The 21,294-nt window shown below is 46.8% G+C and carries 19 protein-coding genes; 14 read left to right on the forward strand and 5 right to left on the reverse strand.

Annotated features, from left to right (window positions below):
- Positions 1 to 50 precede the first annotated feature (50 nt).
- The 11 genes from AF331_RS04355 to AF331_RS04405 all read left to right on the forward strand — a co-directional run bounded on the left by AF331_RS04355 (position 51) and on the right by AF331_RS04405 (position 12,798).
- On the forward strand, positions 51 to 1,001 hold the full coding sequence (locus AF331_RS04355; RefSeq protein WP_053426927.1) for an ABC transporter substrate-binding protein: 951 nt from the start codon (positions 51 to 53) through the stop codon (positions 999 to 1,001).
- Positions 964 to 2,022 (forward strand): FecCD family ABC transporter permease, encoded by a 1,059-nt coding sequence (locus tag AF331_RS04360; RefSeq protein WP_053426928.1) that lies wholly within the window; start codon positions 964 to 966, stop codon positions 2,020 to 2,022. Before AF331_RS04355 ends, AF331_RS04360 begins: the two co-directional genes overlap by 38 nt.
- Positions 2,019 to 3,491, forward strand: coding sequence for an adenosylcobinamide amidohydrolase (locus AF331_RS04365; RefSeq protein ID WP_053426929.1), 1,473 nt, complete (start codon positions 2,019 to 2,021; stop codon positions 3,489 to 3,491). Before AF331_RS04360 ends, AF331_RS04365 begins: the two co-directional genes overlap by 4 nt.
- 47 nt (positions 3,492 to 3,538) lie before the next feature.
- Positions 3,539 to 3,976, forward strand: coding sequence for a hypothetical protein (locus tag AF331_RS04370; protein WP_053426930.1), 438 nt, complete (start codon positions 3,539 to 3,541; stop codon positions 3,974 to 3,976).
- Positions 3,977 to 4,249: 273 nt separating this feature from the next.
- On the forward strand, positions 4,250 to 5,203 hold the full coding sequence (locus AF331_RS04375) for an LCP family protein (RefSeq protein ID WP_053426931.1): 954 nt from the start codon (positions 4,250 to 4,252) through the stop codon (positions 5,201 to 5,203).
- A gap of 171 nt (positions 5,204 to 5,374) precedes the next feature.
- Entirely contained in the window at positions 5,375 to 6,481 is a 1,107-nt protein-coding gene (locus tag AF331_RS04380) for an endospore germination permease (protein ID WP_160316483.1), read from the forward strand.
- The gene (locus AF331_RS04385; RefSeq protein ID WP_053426933.1) at positions 6,478 to 7,914 is read left to right on the forward strand and encodes a spore germination protein; all 1,437 of its coding nucleotides are present in this window, start codon (positions 6,478 to 6,480) and stop codon (positions 7,912 to 7,914) included. Before AF331_RS04380 ends, AF331_RS04385 begins: the two co-directional genes overlap by 4 nt.
- Complete coding sequence (locus tag AF331_RS04390; protein WP_053426934.1) at positions 7,911 to 9,062, forward strand: Ger(x)C family spore germination protein; 1,152 nt, start codon at positions 7,911 to 7,913, stop codon at positions 9,060 to 9,062. The genes AF331_RS04385 and AF331_RS04390 overlap by 4 nt, the downstream gene beginning before the upstream one ends.
- A gap of 445 nt (positions 9,063 to 9,507) precedes the next feature.
- Entirely contained in the window at positions 9,508 to 10,326 is an 819-nt protein-coding gene (gene proC / locus AF331_RS04395) for a pyrroline-5-carboxylate reductase (protein ID WP_412177709.1), read from the forward strand.
- A 25-nt stretch (positions 10,327 to 10,351) separates the two neighbouring features.
- On the forward strand, positions 10,352 to 11,461 hold the full coding sequence (gene proB, locus AF331_RS04400) for a glutamate 5-kinase (RefSeq protein WP_053426936.1): 1,110 nt from the start codon (positions 10,352 to 10,354) through the stop codon (positions 11,459 to 11,461).
- Positions 11,462 to 11,535: 74 nt separating this feature from the next.
- Positions 11,536 to 12,798, forward strand: a complete 1,263-nt coding sequence (locus AF331_RS04405) for a glutamate-5-semialdehyde dehydrogenase (protein WP_053426937.1) — start codon at positions 11,536 to 11,538, stop codon at positions 12,796 to 12,798.
- A 49-nt stretch (positions 12,799 to 12,847) separates the two neighbouring features.
- On the opposite strand, the gene AF331_RS04410 is transcribed toward AF331_RS04405, so the two are convergent.
- The 3 genes from AF331_RS04410 to AF331_RS04420 form a co-directional block, all read right to left on the reverse strand.
- Positions 12,848 to 13,399: a D-glycero-alpha-D-manno-heptose-1,7-bisphosphate 7-phosphatase gene (locus AF331_RS04410; protein ID WP_053426938.1), complete on the reverse strand. Its 552-nt coding sequence runs from the start codon at positions 13,397 to 13,399 to the stop codon at positions 12,848 to 12,850.
- Between the two features lie 204 nt (positions 13,400 to 13,603).
- Positions 13,604 to 14,800 carry a class I SAM-dependent rRNA methyltransferase gene (locus AF331_RS04415; protein ID WP_053426939.1) on the reverse strand — a complete coding sequence of 399 codons (1,197 nt, stop codon included), beginning with the start codon at positions 14,798 to 14,800 and terminating at the stop codon, positions 13,604 to 13,606.
- Between the two features lie 117 nt (positions 14,801 to 14,917).
- Positions 14,918 to 15,754 (reverse strand): alpha/beta hydrolase, encoded by an 837-nt coding sequence (locus AF331_RS04420; RefSeq protein ID WP_053426940.1) that lies wholly within the window; start codon positions 15,752 to 15,754, stop codon positions 14,918 to 14,920.
- A gap of 213 nt (positions 15,755 to 15,967) precedes the next feature.
- Here AF331_RS04420 and AF331_RS22310 point away from each other — a divergent pair, with 213 nt between their 5' ends.
- Both AF331_RS22310 and AF331_RS04425 read left to right on the forward strand, forming a co-directional pair.
- Positions 15,968 to 16,144 (forward strand): hypothetical protein, encoded by a 177-nt coding sequence (locus AF331_RS22310; protein ID WP_160316484.1) that lies wholly within the window; start codon positions 15,968 to 15,970, stop codon positions 16,142 to 16,144.
- A gap of 21 nt (positions 16,145 to 16,165) precedes the next feature.
- On the forward strand, positions 16,166 to 16,648 hold the full coding sequence (locus tag AF331_RS04425) for a DUF5694 domain-containing protein (protein WP_053426941.1): 483 nt from the start codon (positions 16,166 to 16,168) through the stop codon (positions 16,646 to 16,648).
- A gap of 334 nt (positions 16,649 to 16,982) precedes the next feature.
- On the opposite strand, the gene AF331_RS04430 is transcribed toward AF331_RS04425, so the two are convergent.
- Both AF331_RS04430 and AF331_RS04435 read right to left on the reverse strand, forming a co-directional pair.
- On the reverse strand, positions 16,983 to 18,218 hold the full coding sequence (locus AF331_RS04430) for an aminopeptidase (protein WP_053426942.1): 1,236 nt from the start codon (positions 18,216 to 18,218) through the stop codon (positions 16,983 to 16,985).
- A gap of 237 nt (positions 18,219 to 18,455) precedes the next feature.
- Positions 18,456 to 19,712 (reverse strand): helix-turn-helix transcriptional regulator, encoded by a 1,257-nt coding sequence (locus AF331_RS04435; RefSeq protein WP_053426943.1) that lies wholly within the window; start codon positions 19,710 to 19,712, stop codon positions 18,456 to 18,458.
- Positions 19,713 to 19,965: 253 nt separating this feature from the next.
- On the opposite strand from AF331_RS04435, the gene AF331_RS04440 reads away from it, so the two are divergent.
- The gene (locus tag AF331_RS04440; RefSeq protein ID WP_053426944.1) at positions 19,966 to 21,207 is read left to right on the forward strand and encodes a M24 family metallopeptidase; all 1,242 of its coding nucleotides are present in this window, start codon (positions 19,966 to 19,968) and stop codon (positions 21,205 to 21,207) included.
- The last annotated feature ends 87 nt before the right edge of the window (positions 21,208 to 21,294 follow it).

Consider the following 21,294-nt stretch of genomic DNA (forward strand, 5'->3'; position numbering starts at 1 on the left):
GTTGCAGGGATGTTTTTCTTTCGCCTGGAACGAATAAGGAGGAGAAACGATTGAAACATTCAATCAAGATCGTATTAGCCCTGTTCCTAGCGCTTGGATTATTGACAGCATGTGGAACGACAGATAACAAAGCAGAGGAAAAACCCTCTGAAAAAAGCAGTGAATCAGCATCCAAACCCGTCACGGTAGAGGATGCACTCGGGGATGATATCACCCTTGAGAAAGCACCTGAAAAGATTGTCACCCTGATCCCAAGTAATACGGAAATCCTTTTTGAATTGGGACTTGGGGACAGCGTCGTCGGAGTGACCGATTTTGATAACTATCCTGAGGAAGCGGCAGATATCGAGAAGATCGGCGGAATGGAATTCAACGTCGAGAAGATCGTAGGGATGAAACCGGACCTGGTCCTTGCCCATGAATCCACGGCTGTATCAGCCAAAGCCGGTCTTGATCAAATCAGGGATTCTGGTATTCCTGTATATGTTGTGCGTGATGCGTCGAGCTTTGATAAAGTTTATACAACAATCGAGAATATCGGGAAGCTTGTCGGAAAGAATGTAGAGGCGGAAAAGGTCGTTTCAGACATGAAAGACGGGATCGACTCCATTAAAGAAAAAACCGCTTCTGTAAAAGAGAAAAAAAGCGTATATGTGGAAGTGTCCGGAGAGCCTGAAATCTATTCCACCGGGAAGAATACCTTCGTGGATGAAATGCTTGCGACCATCAATGCCGATAATGTAATGGGAGATCAAGAAGGCTGGATCAAAGTGAGTGAAGAAGACGTACTCGCAAAAAATCCTGACGTCATCATCACGACTTACGGTGAGCAAGCCGTCCAACAAGTCCTAGACCGCAGCGCATGGAAGGACGTACAAGCCGTCAAGGATAAAGAAGTGCATGATGTGAACACCGATCTTGTGACCCGTTCAGGTCCAAGGATCGTAGAAGGAGTAGAGGAAATTGCCAAAGCGGTCTATCCGGAGCTATTCAACGAATAAAATTTGGATCAGTTACGCTGCGTCATTTGCATTCCTTATCATTTCTGTATTGGTCGCCATCTCGGTCGGTACTATCCGCGTCCCGTTCTTGGATATCATCCAGATCATCGGGGCGAAAATGACTGGCAGAGATGTTCCTCCAGAGGTAGATCAGATGTTCATTAATATCGTATATTCCATCAGGCTTCCAAGAGTCCTGTTGGCCATGATTGTAGGAAGCTCCCTTGCTATTGCGGGAGCTTCTTTTCAAGGTCTCTTGCGGAATCCCCTGGCCGATCCATACACGCTGGGCGTTTCTTCCGGTGCATCAGTGGGGGCAGTGGTCACGCTATTCTTCCATTTGACAATCCCGTTCATCGGCCCATTCACCCTTCCATTTCTAAGCATCCTGTTTTCCATCGCGACCATTTTTATCGTCCTGTGGTTTGCTCAAAAGGTCGAAAGGACGATGAAGGTGGAGACCATCATCCTCACCGGCATCATCTTCAGTTCGTTCCTGGGGTCTTTCATCTCCCTTATGATTGCTCTCACAGGGGAGGAATTGAGACAAATCATCGGATGGCTGCTCGGAAGCGTGTCCATGAGAGGCTGGGAGTATGTGGGGATCGTTCTGCCATTCTTCGTGGTCGGCGTCCTTTTGCTGCTGCTCAATGCCAAAGAGTTGAACGGGATGAGTTTCGGGGAGGATCAGGCACGCTACATCGGGATATCGGTCCAAAAAAGGAAGCTCTTGATCCTCATCTCCGGAAGCATACTAACAGGGGCGGCTGTAGCCGTTTCCGGTACGATCGGGTTTGTCGGGTTGGTGGTGCCTCATTTCCTTCGCAGGATCGTCGGTCATGATCATGTTCATCTCCTGCCATTATCCGTCCTTACGGGTGGAGGTTTCCTCGTGCTGGCTGATCTTGTATCGAGGACCATCATCGCCCCGACTGAGCTGCCGATCGGAGTCATCACTTCTCTGGTGGGGGCCCCGATATTTGCTTATATTCTTCTGAAGAAAAGGAGGGCGTCCATATGATGGAGGCAGACCGCGTATCGGTCGGATATGAAGGAAGAAAGGTCGTCGACGATATCAGCTTCTCCATCGGGGAATCGGAATTCTTTGGTATACTCGGCCCCAATGGCAGCGGTAAGACGACGCTATTGAAAGCCATGACGGGTCTTCTTCCGTTGCTGGACGGGAAAATCGAGATTGCCGGAAAATCCATAGATGCATACAACGCCAAGGAGCTTGCCCGCATAGTAGCCGTCCTTCCCCAGCTTTCGGGAGACACTTTTTCTTACCAGGTGAAGGAAACCGTCATGCTTGGCCGGTATGCCCATCAAAAAGGCTTCCTCAAGACGGTTTCCGAATATGACGAAGAAGTGGTGGAACGCGTCATGGATCAGACAGGGGTTGGGGTGTTCAAGGACAAATACCTTCATGAGCTCTCTGGAGGGGAAAGGCAGCGGGTCTTCCTTGCACAAGCCCTTGCCCAGGAGCCAAAATTATTGCTCCTGGATGAGCCCACCAATCATCTTGATCTATCCTATCAGAAATCCCTGCTCGACCTCATTAAAAAGCAAACCCTTGAAGATGGTCTGACGGTGATCTCCATCTTCCACGATCTTAATCTGGCCAGTCTATACTGCGACCGGCTTTTATTGCTTGAAGACGGTAAAACGAAAACCATCCATCTTCCTGAAGAAGTGCTCAAAGAAGAAAACATCGAATCCGTATACCACACAAAGGTGCAAAAGCAAGCCCACCCGAGTGTGGCCAAACCTCAAATGATGATCATCCCCGAGGCAGAAGCAACTGCCCATGCCAAGATGGATGCGCATCATCTCTCCATAGGAGAAAATGTGATTCATTATGCAGCCCCGGCCCACTTGAAATGCATGTCTTCAGGAGTGAGCGGGGCAGGCATCGGTTGGTATGCCGATTTTGTCAATCGGAGGGTCTCACCGACCTATGACCATGTGGATTATGCAGGGGACATGCGCAGGTTCATTCAAGAACATGATCTCGAACCGTCACGAACCGTCGGCATGATGACGGCATTGGACCTGTCACTGGCAGCCCATGGACGATACGAAGATGGGGATAAGGCGGTGTTCGTCGTCGTCACGGCAGGTACGGGTAACGCCATTGATGTTTCGACAAGCTATCTCCACCCGTCCGACCAGGCTCCAGGTACCATCAACCTGTGGGTTTTCATTGAAGGGAATCTGACGGATGAAGCATTTATTGAAGCGTTGGTAACATCCACGGAAGCAAAAGTCAAAGCGCTCCTTGATGAAGGGATAACGGATCCGCGTACAGGTGGAAGCGCAACGGGGACACCGACGGACAGCATCCTCATCGCTTCTACTCAAAACGGGGAGAAGGATCCGTTCGCAGGCCCTGTAACGAAAATCGGGAAACTCATTGGCCGGGGGGTCCATGAGGTGACCAGGCAGGCAGTCCAAAACTATAAAAACCAAAAAAGAGGGGAAGAGAAGTGAATGGAATTTGCTGTGGTCGACACGCTATTTGACTGGAGGGACTACGTATGAATAAGCATGCCATCTTTATTTTCTTTATGCTGCTGGCAATTCCTGCAGGACTAATGGATATCCACCTTATCAATATTCATTTGACCCTCATCAGTCTGCCGCCACTCCTTGCCGCTTCCTTCCTTGGTACATACAGAGGGGTCCTGGTCGCAATCGTCGCAGGTATGAGTCTCCTGGCTATGAATGGTCCTGTGCCTTCATCGTTCACACATATCGCCTTTTTATTGGGAGCCGTATGGCTGTTTGGGGGTATCTTCAGCAAATGGAGAGCGGAAGGGGCGGCAGTAGTTTTCTTGTGCGTTTACGGCTTACTCTGTCCGTTGATCATGCAATCCATCGAAAGCCGCCCTTCTTTTGCGATGTTTTGTCTATCCGCCATCCTCAATCTGACCATCGCTCATTTTGTGTATGGTTTCTTCAAAAGAAAATCATGAGCCTTCTGCCCTCTGTCACAAGTTGTACACAACCAACGTGCGGGCTTTCAAAACAGAGAATGAAAGCTGGAAGGGTATGAATTCCTGAAGAAAAAGTACTAATATCATACTTACTTTTCCAATTCTTTATGATAGAATAGGAGTTCGACTGAACATTTTGGTGGGGAAATCTGCTAGAGTATCCATTAACTAAGGATTGTAGATTTGAATCTCCTATATTATCATTCAGACATCCAGCATCTGTAATTGAAAGTCACAAAAGTAGGTGAGGAAATGGATTCGCGAATCAATCGCAAAACGAAGAAGAAAAAACGCGGAAGAAAGATCATATTATTTTTACTGATCATCATCCTAGCCGTCGTTGGATACTCAGCTGTACAGTTCTACAGTGGGTATAAAGCGGCCGGCGGAGATCAAATAGACGAGAATTACGAGTTCAATGGCGTAAAAGACGAGAATGGCCGGATCAATATCCTATTGCTCGGCGTTGACAGCAGGGGTGAAGAAAAGTCCCGCACTGATTCCATGATGATCGCTCAAGTCGATCCGAAAACCAATGAAACAAAAATCGTGTCCCTGATGAGGGATATGTACGTACAGATACCTGGGTATAAGGGGTACAAGCTGAATACGGCGTTCTATCTTGGAGGACCGGAACTTCTCCGACAGACCATCAAAGAAAACTTCGGAATCGACGTTCAATATTATATGGTTGCAGATTTCAAAGGATTTGAGAAATCGGTTGATATCCTTGCACCGGATGGGATCGAGATGAATGTCGAGCATGCCATGTCCAAAAACATCGGTGTGTCACTTGAACCTGGCGTCCAGAAATTGAATGGCAAGGAGCTGTTGGGCTATGCCAGGTTCCGCTATGATGCCAAATCGGATTTCGGACGGGTGGAGCGTCAGCAGGAAGTCATTTCAGCACTGAAGGATGAAGTCCTTTCCATAGGGGGAGTGACCAAGCTTCCTAAACTTGCGGGTTCTGTACAGCCATATATCCAGACGAATATGTCCAAAATGGATCAGATTTCGATTGTCAAAGATGTGGTGATGGGCAGCGACAAGGAAATCGACAAACTCACGCTTCCTCTCGAAGGCACTTATACGTTCGCGGATTATAGCGGAGTCGGGAATGTGATGGAGGTCAATTTCGAAACGAATTCAAAAGCGCTTCAGGACTTCCTTAATGGGAAAAGTTCTGACGAAGTGAAAGCACAATAATGACCAAGGATCAGCCTTAGAGCTGGTCCTTTTTGTTGTTCATGCGCCTGTAAGCACTTCGATATGAAAAGACAAGTCAGAATCTTATCACTCGCGTTTTTATGGTTTAAAGGAATCGTTTCTTTCCTGCTGGGGAAACTTGATAAAACAACCAAGATTCCGGAGGCAGCCATGATCAAACTACAACCCGTACTCATACCCAGACAATTAAGCTTATTGATCATCCTCTCGACCGGCTTGCTGAGTCATGTGATGCTCATACCCGATATCCTTCAGGCTGCAGGACGTGACGGATGGGTGAGTATCCTCACAGCCATCCCGATCTTCTTCCTCATCATCCTCGCTGTCAGATTTACGATCAAGATGTCTCCACGTGGAGGAGTGATGCGGCACATCCTGACGGAAAGCCACCCTTTGGTCCGGGTCCTGTTTTTTACCCCGATCTGTCTGTTTCTGTTCTTAAGCGCCTATATCACATTCGTTGACCTTGTCATTTGGCTTCAGGCTTATTTTTTGGCTGACGTGTCCAGATGGCTCATCATCCTCCTCATGGGCGTTTCCTGCTTCATCTTCACTTGGGCTGGTGTGAAATATATGGCGGTAGCTGCAGGTCTGCTCCTTCCGATGGTCATGCTGCTCGGGGTCCTAATTGCCATCACCAATACGGATATGAAGGATCCCTCACTGCTGCTCCCGGTCCTCTCGGAAGGGTGGTCGCCGGTGTTGAAGGGAAGTTTATATGTGTTGAGTGGTTTTATGGAATTATACTTATTCCTGCTACTTCATCCTTTTAGTGAAGGAGAGATCAAACTGCACCATCTGCTGGTTCTTGGACTGATCCTTATCATTCTCATTATGGGACCATTATCAGCCGCAATCATGGAATTCGGCCCATCTGAAGCAGCCAGTATGAGGTATCCCGCATATGATCAATGGCGGATCATGGGCATTGGGGAATTCATCACACACATGGATTTCTTTGCCCTTTATCAGTGGTTATGCGGTGCCCTGGTCCGTATTGGTCTCTTTTTATTTTTGCTAGGGAGTATCTTGAACCGCAATCTGAGGAGCACAAGGGTGTCCTGGAAAGTGGTTGTCCCCATCTACATCCTCTTCCTTTCAATGATGTGGATCAACGTAGATACCTATCATTTCTATTATGTGTTGTATCATTGGTTTTTCCCTGCAACGGTAGCGTTCTTCAGTCTATATATTATGGCAACTGCCCTGTACACAAAGGTCCTTGTGCACAAAAAGGGAGGAGGGAGCGCATCATGAAAGCACCGATTGCCTCCATGGATTCCAAACGGGCTGAGCTGAAAGAACTATTCAACAGCAGTGATGATTTCCAAGCAGTCGATCACCTTTTTCAGGAGACGAAGTGTGAATTGATCTATATTGACAGTTTGGTGAAGCGTCAATATCTTGATCAATACATCCTTCCTGAACTGGCGGGAGCAGGATTTCCAATCGAACATTTGAAAAAGGCATTTCAAGGGGAAGACCGCACGGATCGGAGCAGTGAACAGCTCGCTGATCTGCTGTTGGAGGGTAAGGCATTGTTTTTGTTTCAAGAAGAGATCATTTCCCTTGATGCAGCGGATCTACCGAAGCGTGCTCCAGAGGAATCCGCTTTGGAGACGTCCATTCGTGGTCCGAAGGACGGATTTGTCGAAGATTTGAATACCAATATTTCATTGGTGAGAAGAAGGCTTTCTTCACCGGCGCTTTCCGTGGAAAAACGGACTCTTGGGAAGCGAAGCAGGACGAATATTGCGATCCTCTACTTGAAGGATGTACTCGATCAGCGGATTTTGGAAGAGCTTCACGAACGCCTGGACCGGATCGACATCGATGTACTGGCAAGCAGTCATGAGCTTGAGTCACTCATCGAGGATCATCCGTATTCCATTTTTCCGACCCTGGATTATACAGGAAGGCCAGACTATATCGTGGAGAGCCTCAACCAGGGCAGGTTTGCCCTCATGGTGGATGGAAGCCCGACCGCTTCCATCGCACCAGTCAATCTTTTGCTTCAGGTGAAATCACCAGAAGATATGAACATCAATTATTTTTTCGTGTCACTGGAGCGTCTGTTGCGGATGTTGGCCGTGATGATTTCAGCCTTTCTGCCAGGCGTGTGGGTCGCCTTTTCCGCTTATAATATCGAGCAGATCCCATACCCGCTGGTGGCGACAATTTCCGTGTCTCGATTCGGTCTTCCGCTCTCGGCACCACTGGAAATGTTCATTGTTCTGTTCCTTTTCGAATTTTTCAACGAAGCCGGCATACGTCTGCCCCGCGCGATCGGGCAGACGGTATCGGTACTGGGAGGATTGATTGTGGGGGACGCGGCCATCAGGGCAGGACTTACCTCGCCAACCATGCTCGTGGTAGGTGCCATCACCTATATCTCATCTTTCACCGTGGTGAATCAATCGTTAAAGAGCGGTCTTACAACTCTGCGCTTCATCGTGTTGTTGATGAGCACGTTGTTCGGGGTTCTCGGCATCTTGCTCTCCTATATCCTGACCGTTCTCTACCTTGCATCCAAATCTTCGTTTGGATCTTTGTACCTTGGGTCTGTGGCACCGATCAGCGGAACAGAAGCTCTCAAATCATTTCTCCGACTCCCTATCCAATTTTATAGGACGAGAACGAAGTCCACGAGCCCTCATGACAGGACGAGAGAGAGGGGGAATAGTCGATGAAGAAGCTCTTAATACTCTTTTTCTCATTCGTCCTCCTGAGCGGGTGTTCCGGCCTGAAGAACATACAGGATCTCAGTTATATCGTGGCGATCGGAGTGGACTATGATGAAGCAGAAGAGGAGTTTACCATCTATCTCCAAGGATTGAACTTCTCGAACGTAGCCAAACAGGAAGGAACCCGTTCTTCTGAACCGATCCCGAACCTGATCGGGGTTTCTAAAGGGAAAACCATTAATCTTGCTGTCGGGAAGCTGTATAAAAAATCCAAGCCTACGCTATTTTATGGACATATCAAATCCGTGGTGGTCACGGAAAGTGTTCTTCAACACACATTCGATGATGTACTGGAGGTGTTTGGGCGTAATCGTTCATTGAGACCGAATATGTTGTTTTTCTCAACGAATGAGAAACTTGATGAAGTGTTTGCAGCCAAAGGCCTGTATGATTATCCTCCAATCTATACGGTTCTGCTGACTGAAGAGAATCACGAAAGCCTTAGGGAGGAAATCGGCGGTACCAGTTTGATGAGATTCAGGCGGGAGTATAATGAACCGATGGGTGCTGCGATGCTTCCGATCATCAGTATCGACAGGCAAGCATGGAAAGGTGACGATACGAATGCTTCCCTGCTGATCAGTGGATTGGATCTTTTCCAGCACGGTTCATATAAAGGAAAGGTTTCAGGGGAAGACGCCATCTTCACGAACTGGCTGAACAGCAGTACAAGTAAGATTAACTATGATGTGTACATGGATGGAGAACTTGTGGCCGTGTTTTATATGACGGCAGGCAGTCTGAAGAAATCCTTCCATGGAAAGGGGAAAGATCCAGTATTCGATCTTACGCTGAATGTGCAGGCAGAGCTTGTGGAAATCATAAAGAGTACCTCTTATGAAGGATTGAAGGAAGAACTCGAGAGGTCCATTGAAAAAGATATAAAAGATCTGTATACGTTTGGCATCGGAAAGGAGACAGATCTTCTTCATATAGGAGACGGTTATTATCGTCGTCACCCTGAGCAATATAAAAAATTGAAGGACCACTATGCCTTTTTCCTGAATGCCAAATCTCTACAGGCAACGGATGTGGATGTGACGATTACTAATTTTAATACGTATAATTATGAAAAAGAGAAAAAGTTTGATTGAGGCCATGTAGACGGATGGAAATACAATTCCTTAAAAATAGTGAATAACGGAAAACCGTTTCATTTAAAAAGACCGTGGCAGATGATTGCCTCGGTCTTTTTAAATGAAAAAAATCAGTTTCCATTACGATTAAAAAATGTCCGGTGGATCCACCGATCCCAATCGTGATCAGGATGAGGCGCTATCTGAGGGAATCTGATGCCTTGAGACAGCTTCAGGAACATATATCCACAAATGATAACGCTTACACTAACTCATTCGATCAATACCTAACTACTTCCCGCTTTACACTTGATATCATCCGTCAGCATGTTACGATAGTTGGCGTTGTGATACAAACACGGAAAACGGTAATCAACTTACATTCAACTAACATTCATATACAGTATCCGCGAATCAATTGATTGGAGATGATTTTTTGTTTAAAAATAAAACAGTCGCATTCATGGGAGCAGGCAATATGGCAGAAGCCATGATATCAGGAACCGTGCAGAGCGGAAAGCTTTCGGGTGAACAAATCATCGTATCGAACAGAAGCGATCAACAAAAGCGTGAACAAATCGAGCGTCTCTATGGTGTGAGGACGATGGCGAGCGAGCAGCTCCCATTTGATGAAATCGATGTCCTCATACTCGCCATGAAGCCGAAAGATATTGACACGGTCCTCGATTCAATCAAGTATAAGGTCAATAACAAGACCGTCATCATGTCTGTACTTGCAGGAATTACTACCAGCCACATGGAGCAGAATCTTCCTGCCGGTCAGTCCGTGATCCGCGTGATGCCTAATACATCGAGTATGTTGAAGGAATCAGCGACGGCGATTTCAGCAGGGCGATTCACGACGGAAAGCGAGATGGAGGAAGCGCGAGAACTGTTACGTACGATCGGCCAGGTCTTCATCATTCAAGAAGAGCAAATGGATATCTTTACAGGTGTAGCGGGTAGTGGTCCGGCTTACTTCTATTATTTAATGGAGCACATTGAAAAGACGGCTACAGAATCTGGATTGTCCCCGGAAGTGGCAAGAGAGATCGGTGCACAGACCATTTATGGTGCAGCAAAAATGATGCTTGAACGAAATGAGTCGCCTACAGAACTGAGAGAAAACGTCACTTCACCTAATGGAACAACGGCGGCGGGTCTTCGTGCACTTGATGAATACGGTGGGGGAAAGGCCATATCAGCAGCTGTAAAAGGGGCGCAAAAGCGTTCTGCAGAAATCAGTTCATCTTTGAAACAAAAACAACTGGTCAGTCAATAAGGAAATATCAGCTAGGAGTGATTGAATGTCCATTAATAAGAAAAGAGTCGTCATCAAAATCGGAAGTAGTTCCCTTACAAGTCTTCACGGTGAAATGAGCAGAAAGAAATTGGAGCGCCTCGTCGATGAGGTTGTCAGGTTGAAAGACGATGGCCATGAAGTGGTCCTAGTATCGTCTGGAGCTGTAGCAGCAGGCTATCGCAAACTCGGTTGCCTGACACGTCCAAGTTCTCTACCTGAAAAGCAGGCGGCTGCATCCATCGGACAGGGGCTGTTGATTGAAGCTTATTCTGACCTGTTCATTTCCCATGGTTATGTAGCATCACAGATCTTGATCACACGCAGTGATTTTTCACACGAGGATCGGTATGATAACGTCCGCAATACGATCAATGTCCTACTAGAAAGGGGCATCATCCCGATTGTAAATGAAAATGATACGGTGACAGTCGACCGGCTCAAGTTCGGTGATAATGACACCCTTTCAGCTAAAGTGGCGGCCCTTTCGGGTGCGGATCAGCTTATCATCCTTTCGGACATAGATGGACTATATGATTCAGATCCACGCAAAAATCCGGAAGCAACCTTGTTGGATTCCGTTACTGAAATCACGGATGATATTGAAGAAATGGCTGGAGAACCCGGCAGTTCCGTCGGTACAGGCGGAATGCGTTCGAAGATCGATGCCTTCAAGATCACGATGGCTTCAGGAATACCGGCATTCCTTGGAAAGTCCGGTGTCGATAACATCATCTATGACGCAGTGCAGCATACAGCAAACGGAACCTATTTCGAAGCGGATGACAACTCGATCAACTTGAATTCCAAAAAACAATGGATAGCATTCAACTCAGGACCAGAGGGTGAAATCACCATCGATGCTGCAGCAAAAGATAGACTGATCGGAAAACAAGGCAGTCTGACTATGGAAGACGTATACACGGTCAAGGGTCACTTCAGGAAAGGGGCGGTCGTGAGAATACTGGATCAACGGAATGAACAGGTCGCCCTAGGTGTTGTCAATTATCGATCAGGTAAGCTTAAAGACCCGATTGACATTGATGAGAATGAAATCGTTGTGGAAACCGACGCACTGGTTTGTCATATCGAAGTACCACTTCCGATTGGAGTATAACCCTTAATAATATAAACAAGTAGAATCATAGTGTCCCGATACTTTAGCCATGGAAAATCTTTAGGAGGTATTCGATGACTTTAACAATTGAAAAGACTGATGTGAAGAAGCAGGCGAAGTTGGCACAGGATGCATCCAAGAAACTGCGTATGCTTTCCACCGAGGAAAAGAACAAGGTGCTCTATAAACTCGCCGACCACCTTGAAGAACATATGGAACCAATATTGGAAGCTAATGCCAAAGATCTGGAAGCCGGTAAACAAAAAGGCTTTGATGATGCCCTCATGGACCGTCTATCCCTTGACGAACAAAGGATAAGGGACTTTGCCGAAGGACTTCGGGAGGTAGCTGAGCTCGAGGATCCAACAGGGAAGACTATCACGGACTGGACATTGGAAAACGAGCTTCTGGTTGAAAAAGTGACCGTTCCCCTAGGGGTCATCGGCATGATTTATGAAGCCCGCCCGAATGTAACGGTAGATGCAACGGGATTGGCCCTTAAATCTGGAAATGCCATCGTCTTGAAAGGTGGTTCCAATGCCATTCAGTCAAATAAAGCAATTGTTGATGTCATGCATGACGCCTTAAAGAATTCTGCGGTTCCAAGTGAAGCCGTACAGTTCATCAATTCAACCGATCGTGAGGCGACCAATGCCCTTTTCACGATGAAAGAGCATATCGATGTCCTGATTCCACGCGGTGGCGGGGCACTGATCCAGGCAGTGGTTGACAATGCAACGGTACCTGTACTCGAAACAGGCGTGGGAAATTGTCATATTTATATTGATGAAGATGCCGATGTGCAAAAGGCACTGAACATCATCATTAATGCCAAGACTGATCGTCCCGCTGTTTGTAATGCAGCAGAGACACTATTGATTCACGAAAAGTGGTTCAAAAAGAATCATGAAGTTCTTTTCGACACCCTTGAACAGCATGGTGTAACGGTTCATGGAGATGAAGAAGTGCTCAATCACAAGGCAGATGCCATTCCGGCAGGAGAATCCGATTGGGCCAATGAATACCTCAGTCTCGACGTTGCCGTAAAAGTGGTAGGGAATGTGGAAGCCGCCGCCGATCATATCGACCGCTATGGCACGAAGCATTCAGAAGCCATCGTGACAGAAAACGAAAAGACGGCTAAACGATTCATGATGCTTGTGGATGCAGCTGCCCTTTATCACAATGCATCAACACGATTCACCGACGGAGGTGCACTCGGGTTCGGTGCGGAAATCGGGATCTCCACTCAAAAACTTCATGCGAGAGGCCCGATGGGGCTTCCGGCCCTTACGACCATCAAGTACCTTATGCATGGTAATGGACAGATCCGATAATTGTTCAAGCCAAAGAGGCAGTCATTGACTGCCTCTTTTCCGTGCATGTTCATGTCCCAAGATGGGTATGATGTTCATCATCGACCAGAAAGAGGGAAGCTTCCCACAGGTCGGGAAATACGAAATCCGCCTTCACCCCCGGTAGTGGTGCATCGGAGATCAAAATGGTCATGCAACCTGCGTTTCTTCCTGCAAGGATATCCGGTTCCCGGTCACCCACCATATAGGAAGAAGCAAGATCGATTCCGTGACGCTCGGACAAATCCAGGAGCATACCCGCTTCGGGTTTGCGGCACGAGCATCCAGAATGGGGTGCATGGGTACATACTGCCACCTCTTTGATGGTCGCCCCCAGTGAAGAGAGTTCTTTCAACATGAACGCATGGATGTCCTCTAATTGTCCAGGTTTTAGAAAACCCAAGCCTACTCCACCCTGATTCGTTACGACAAACAGCTCATATCCTCCATTACTCAACCTCTTAATGGCTTCTTGGACCCTCGGCAGGAAGAAAAATTGATCGGGACGATTCACAAATTTCACCCGACTTGTCTTAACTTCATTTATGACTCCATCCCGGTCCAAAAAAATCGCCTTTTTCAACAATAACCCTCCTCATTCGCTATCATTCAACAGGAAGTTGTCATATCTTGCGCTTTCCGGGGAAATAACTGAACATTCAGTGTTTTACCTTTGTATATTCACGTGCCATTTTTTAAAGGAAAGGGGGTGGGAATCGAAAAACCCCCTTCCTCCATGATGGCCACATTCATATACTTTATGCTTAAGTCTGATGCTAAAAGGTCATCATTTTCCCTTTTGGATGAACGCCACTTTCAGATAATCACCCTGCTTATACTGACTCATTGTTTTGAAGTCTTCAGGCAGGGAGTACTGTTCAAGGATGGTGTATGTTTCACCCATTTCTTTGAATGCACGATCGATGAACTCGTGGAATCTCTTCATGTCGAATGTGCTGCAATTGGTGGACGCCACTATGACGCCACCGTCTGACGTGATCGAGATGGCATCCTTCATAAGGGATGGATAGTCTTTTTGTGCACTGAATGTATGCTTTTTCGAGCGTGCAAAGCTTGGTGGATCCAGGATGACCAAGTCATATGAGTGTTCTTTTTTCACCGCATACTTGAAGAAGTTGAACACATCTTCCACGATGATGTTCTGACTTTCGTAGTCAATGCCGTTGATGCTGAATTGCTCGATCGTTTTACTCAAGCTGCGCTTGGCAAGATCGACACTGGTCGTGACCGAAGCGCCTCCGAGTGCAGCCGCAACTGAAAAAGCTCCAGTATAAGAGAACGTATTCAGGACCGTTTTCCCTTCAGAATAAGCGTGCATGATCCGCTTTCTGACTTCCCTCTGATCTAGGAACACTCCTACCATGGCTCCATCATTCAAATAAACAGCGAACTGGATGCCATTTTCTTTCACAAGTAGGGGAAATGTCGCTTTCTCGCCTTCGACGTAGTCATCATCTTCCACATACTGCCCGTCCTGGGCAAAGCGTTTCTTCTCATAAGTCCCTATCCATCCCTTGATGTCTCTTACGGCACGGTAGACTTCATCACGGAATGAGTAAGCTCCGAGAGAGTACCATTGGATCAGGTAGTATCCATTGAAATGGTCGATGGTGAATCCTCCGAAGCCGTCGCCTTCTCCATTGAAAACGCGGAATGCGGTAGTGTCCTCGTTGTAGAAAAAGTGAAGGCGCTGATTGACTGCCAGTTCGATCTTCCTCTTGATGAAAGCTTCATCGATCGCTTCGGTTTCCTTCCAGCTCAAAAGCCACCCCAGCCCTTTATTTTGTTTCCCATAATACCCTCTCGCTATGAAGGAATGTGTATGGTCAGTCAGTTTGATGATGGTTCCTTCCTCAATATCACTCATTCGGGTATTGAGATGTTCTTTTTGGAGAAGAGGGAATCCTTTCCTAAATGATTTTACACTTTTGGGATTTGCCTGGATCGTAATCTCGTTCGTCATATGCTTCATCCTAATCTATGATTTCTGTCATGTGTAGTATAGAGGTTAATCTCTTGTGGTGCAAGGGATTGGGAAGGGGGAGGAGGATAAAAAAAGACATCCACCAAAGGATGGATGTCACTGATCCCAAAGGAATTCTCCGATGAGTTTATCGACCTTCAACGTTTCATGCATCCCGCTGTGGGTGATGCTGTTATCGTATACGATGGTGGTTTGAACATTTTGACCTGTGAAGATATCTTTGCTGGACGTAGCACTCTTGGTGTTGACCACTCCGTCTCCACTACCTCCGATGGATAGCATCTTCAATCCTTCAGGGATCCGGTGCGCATCTTGAACCATATGCTGCAGGGCATCTGATCCCGGTTTGAGATCGATCACAGCCTCACCGGTGTTGATTTGGGCATAAGAAGACTTTGTGACTCCTTGAAATGGTGTGGCAATCGTGATGAACCGTTCGGTTTGAGGCACGAAGGGATTGTCACTCGTCTGTTCAAGATACACAGTGGAAGCAAGCCCACCCATGGAGTGACTGACAATATTGATTTTCTCCACGCCATACTCGTGATGCAGGAACTTCATGGCGTTTTCGAGCCAAACTGCCTGCTTCTCCAATGAGGCACGGTTATCTTCGAAGATTACCTGTACGAGTGGTGTGGAGCTTGGGTCACTGGGAAGTTCTCCTGTGTGTTCAACACGGCCGTCCTGCCTCACGTAGATCTCCAGGACTTTCTGTCCCCATCCATGATCGTCCTCGAAGCGTTCAAGCATGGTTCTGAACGAATTATGGGTGCCTTTATAGCCATGGACGAACACTGTGGGGTATTGTTGTTCAACCGTGAGAGGCTGCTCACTGGACTCAACGTCCTGAGATTCAAAAAGGGTATATGCGATGAGGAAAACAAAACAGAGAGCGATGCTCCATATGTAGACCCGCTTGGATTTAAAAGACATAACAGTTCTCTCCCTTAAAAAGGTATAACCCTATTGTAAGCCATATGGGAAGTCTTGAATATGTTATAAAAGAAATTTATTTGTCATAATGGATGTAATTATTGGTAATATAGAGGAGTATTGGCATGAATCCGTTTTCCTGTTTACATTTGAGAAGAATGGTGAAGCTGGAAGTCGTACTCGGGTGCTATATAAAAGAAGGGAGGAGAAGGCATGGAAAAAGAAATCATCCTCGTAGGAACATTCCATCTTGAACAAGATGCAGATATAATCGCCCGAAAAGAAGCGGAAATCAACGAATTGGTAGAGCACCTGTCTCGTTTCAAACCGACGAAAATTGCGCTGGAATGGGAAGCCTCAAAGGACCCTGAACTAAATGAGCTATATTAAGAATGCCGATGGAATGATTCCATGGATGAAATTCAACAGATCGGTTTCAGGCTGGCAAGGCAGGCCGGTCATGATAAAGTATATGCTGTGAACTGGTCAGGAGGGATTACAGAAGGGGATATGGTGGCACTCAATACGACGATTCAAGATTCCTTCCCGGATATTGTCCGTACCTTGCAAAGAGTCAGTGAATGCTCCCCGGAAGTTAGTCCGGATATTCCTTTGATGACGTCTTACAAAGATCTGAATGATGCAAAAATCGTAAACGAAATGGAAAACATGTACTTATCATTCATCGTGGTGAAGGAGGGCGAAAACCAGATCGGTTATGATTTCTTACGAAAGTGGAACGAGAGAGAACTGATGATCTTCAAGAATGTAATCGATGTGTGCAAAGATGGGGACCGCCTGTTGCTTCTGGTAGGTGGGGACCATGTATGGATGCTGAAATCATTATTCGAAGGAATTGGATGGAAGGTGACCAATCCATTTGCGGATGAATAAGACGGTAGGTACATAGCGATATGGTGAGCACAAAACTAGAAGGGTCCATTCATGAGAAACAAATCATGTATACCACTTATGATTTCTGTGCATGCTTTCCGTGGGTAGCCCGTGACAATCTCCGGCAAGGCTGCGGGGTCTCACATCAGCTACTTTTGTCGCAGGAGCTTTCGTCTTGTACTCCAATCAACCGCTGGAGCAAGTACATACTAAAAACCCGAATTAAATTGCCGATTATAAGGCGATTTAATTCGGGTTTTGCTATGACTAAATCACATTTGTCCCAGACTCTTTGTTTTTGAAGTGACTTCTGTACAGGACAGAGATCTAAGACTTATTTTGCCCAATCTCCCTTTTCAAAAATGCTGACTTGGGTGCCGTCAGCTGTTGTGCCTACAATGGATAGTTCACTTGAGCCGATCATAAAATCGACGTGAGTGCCGCTTTGATTGAAGCCGATGTCAGCGAGCTCATCTTCGGAGCGGCCATTCCCGTCTTTCACGCAAACCTGCAGGGCCCTCCCGAGCGCAAGATGGCAGGAAGCATTCTCGTCAAAGAGGGTATTGTTAAAAATAATGTTTGTATTTGAAATCGGGGAGTCATGGGGAACCAAGGCGACTTCACCGAGGTGTCTGGCCCCATCATCCAGGTCAAGAAGGTTCTTGAGCGTTTCATACCCTTCTTCAGCCGAGAAGTCCACCACTTTGCCATCCTTGAACGTTAAGGAGAAGTCTTTGATGATCGTCCCGCCATAGTTCAGGGGCTTCGTACTCGAGACGATACCATTGACGCCGTCTTTCACTGGAATGGTAAAGACCTCTTCAGTCGGTAGATTGGGCACGAACTTGGTTCCTGTGTCGCTCGTAAACTCTGCGCTGAGCCACTGGGTTTCCGGATGGAGTTCGATTGTCAGATCCGTTCCCGGCCCTTTATAATGAAGCAGTCTGAGATCTTGACTGTTCAATCGGTCGGCATGGGTGTTCAAAGAGGCGATATGCTCCTTCCAAAGGCCGACGGTATCATCTTGATCAGCCCGTGTCGTGTAGAAGATATTCTTCCACAATTCATCCAGGGCATCTTCCTTGTCAAGCCCAGGGAAGACACTTTCTGCCCATTCATCGGACGGATGGGCAGCGATGAGCCAGTTGATTTTCCCACCTCCTATATAAGCCGAGAAATCTTTTGTGGCAATGGCTGCCGCTTTATTCAATGCGGCCACCTTGGCAGGGTCACTGTTTTTTAAGATTGACGGGTTGGGTGCAATCAAGTTGAGGAGGGCGCCGTTTTGTTCGGCAAACTCGATCATCCCTTTTGCTTTCCAATCCGGATATACACCTAGGTACTCCTCACTTGAATGTTCAATCCGGATTTTTTTGAATTCTTCATCATAAAACTCGGGAAGGACGATGGCCGCTCCTGCTTCAAACGCTTTCCGTGCGACAATCTTCACGAAAGGAGCCGTGGACAGCGGTGCCTGTATGCTCAGGTGTTGACCTTTCTGCAGGTTAAGTCCTACTTTGATGAGCAGCTCTGCATAGTTCTCCAGTTTTTGCTGAAATTCTTGATTCACATTGATTCCCCCTTATGTATGTCTCCTCCTTACTATATCTTTTTCTTCAGAAAATTTCATCAAAAATGAAAACCCGCACCGATTCCTCCGGTACGGATTTCATGAATGTTTATTGTTTGACGCTGAATGGTGGAAATTCCTCTTCGTTGACCTGGTTGATGACCACTGCAGTCAATGCCATGGATGTCAGACAGATTGCGATGATGGTGGATGTCACTTTCTTCATATTCTCACCTCCTAAAAAGATACCATCTGTTCATAGATGTCATTGGCTTCTTTGAAATAAAAGGCGGCATTTTTATATTTCCTCATCCCTTGGTAATATTGACCAAGGAGTGTAGAATACGTCGCATATAAAATCTTCATATCGTGGCGATGGAAAAACGGAAGGGCTTGATCCCTCATGAATGGCTCGAACCCGTCCCTGAATCCCTCCGACGCATATCGGTAATAACATAGCTCGTAATATTTAGCAGGATGATGATCCCGTCCGCATAGTGTCAGGCCGCGATCCAGCCACTCGGTCATTTCCCTTTGCTGATTCAATTTATGATATTCCTTAACGAGGGAGAGGATGGAATACAGCTGACCTTCCGCATCTGTCCCTTTCAGATCGATGCTCCTCAAAAAGTGACGGATGGCCTCTTGGCTTTCACCGGATAGGGACTTCATATATCCAAGGTTCTGTTCCACCTTGGACCGTAGGTGGGTATAGCGGATGGTTTCAGAAATATACCCGGCCCATTCATAATGCTTATTGGCCTCATCCAGGGATCCGATCCTCCTGTAGCATATCCCGAGAAGCAGGTGGACCTCTGCGCATCGTTTCTGGAAATAGACGCTTTGAAATATGTTCAGTGCTTTTTCACCATAGTACAGGGCGAGGCGAAAGTGATTCAAGCGGGTCTTGACCAGGCTTGACAGATAATATAAATCGGCCCTTTCTTCTTCATTCACCACGTTCCCGGTGACATAGAAGGTTTCGGCTTCTTTCAGTTCATTCTCCGCCTTGCTGTATTCGTTCATTAGATAATAATAGTTTCCCCGATACTTATGGAAGTAGAATTTCAATAGATCCGTCATGTCAGGATAGCTTTTATGGATTGCGTTTAATCGGGCAAGTGCTGCTTTAAGGTCGAGATGGATCAGATCGGCTCGGAAACACAGGATCTGATAGTAGAGATGGGGTGTGAGTTCGTCTACGTTATCCAATTGCAATTTGATAGACGTCTTCATTTCGTCTGCTTCGGCTAAAGAATTCCATAAAAGCAGACGATTCCATTTTTCCAGTTTGTTCAGGAGGACGCGATGGTCATCCATCAGATTGGAGATTCCCAGTCGTTCACAAAGGAGCTCGATGATTTCCTGTGAAGGGGAAATGGAATTGTTTTCGATTTTCGAAAGATAGGAAACGGATAAAATCCCCTTTGATAGTTCTTCCTGGGTCAGTTGACGCTTCTGTCGATGAAAGCGGATTTTAGAACCGATGGTCATATGATCAGCTCCTCTTTCCCTCAATGATGCAGGTTCTGGTGATGTATTAGAATGGTATCATAAATGGAGAACAAACGTTTTGAATATTCCTATAATTATATTTTTTCTTAGGTATTTCGATCCGGGAGGGTGGTCAGTTTAATATTGACGTCCTATTTTCTGGGTGATTGGTACGGCATAAAAGAGGAATTTGACGAAATGTGTAGAATCATATGCGATGAAGACTTAATCATAAGATAAAGGGGCGCTGTAGATGAACGAAATGACTTCACATTTCCTTCCGTTGAGAAAGAGGGAAGAGATCACGAATAGATGGCTTTTCCACCGTTTGAATACGCTGCTCCCCACCTTGATGAAAAAGCATGGTGTCGGGATGTGGATCACGATCGGGAGGGAGTACCATGAAGATCCGGCCCTTCTCACATTATTTCCTTCTGCCGTCGATAGCTCAAGGAGGTTGACAATCCTGGTCTTTACCTTGGAAGGTGGAACCCTGAAGCGCTCCGTCATTCATACCAATCCAGAGTTCGAGCCTTTTTATGAGCGGGTGTGGAATCCTGCAGTCGAAGATCAATGGGAGTGCCTGGTCAGGTTGATCAAGGAGAAAGATCCCGCGACAATTGCTTTGAATACTTCCGAGGGGTTTGCATCATGTGATGGTCTCACCCATACCCTCCACTCCAAGCTAGCAGATCTGGTTCCTGGATTCACCGATCGATTCATCTCCGCGGAACCTCTTTTGATCGAATGGTATTCAACGCGGTCCCAAAAGGAACTGACTGCATATCCTTTCATCGCAGAATCCGCCAGGGAAATCGCAGAATCCGCCCTTTCCAGGAGTGTCATCCATCCCGGCATCACAACGACCGATGATGTGGTGGAGTGGATCCGCCAAAAGGTGCTGGATCTCGGATTGAAGACGTCCTTTTATCCTACGGTGGATCTGCAGAGGAAAGGAGCTGCCATGGACCGGATCGAAGGCGAGATCATCAGGCCGGGGGATATCGTCCACCTCGACTTTGGAATCGAATACCTCGGCCTTGCCACAGATACGCAGCAGCTGGCATATGTTTTATACCCGGATGAAGAACAGCCGCCCCAGGGACTTATCTCTGCCTTCAACAAAGCCCTGAGAATGGAAGACATCATCATGGACGAATTGAAACCCGGTGCATCAGGGAATGACGTCTTCCGGAGATCCATGGCAAGAATGGATGAAGAGGAGCTGAACGGCATGATCTATACGCATCCTGTAGGGGTTCACTGTCATGAAGCCGGTGCCTTGATTGGACTATACGATCTCCAAGGACCTGTCCCGATCAAAGGAGAGCTCCAAGTGACCGACCAGACGCTGTATGCACTGGAATTCAACTGCAGGGACTATATCCCGGAGTGGGGGCAGGAGGTGCCGATCTACCTCGAGGAACCCGTTGGCGTCATCCGCGGGAGGGCCGAGTATATGGCAAAGAGACAAACAGGATTCTATTTAATTTAATCTCCATCATTCTTCCGGAGCAGATATGCTATAATGTTGAAAGTTCCTGTAACCTCATGGAGGGGGAACACGTCTTATAGTAAGAGT

Origin of the sequence: Rossellomorea marisflavi (assembly GCF_001274775.1) — a bacterium.
GTDB classification, from domain to species: Bacteria; Bacillota; Bacilli; order Bacillales; family Bacillaceae_B; genus Rossellomorea; species Rossellomorea marisflavi.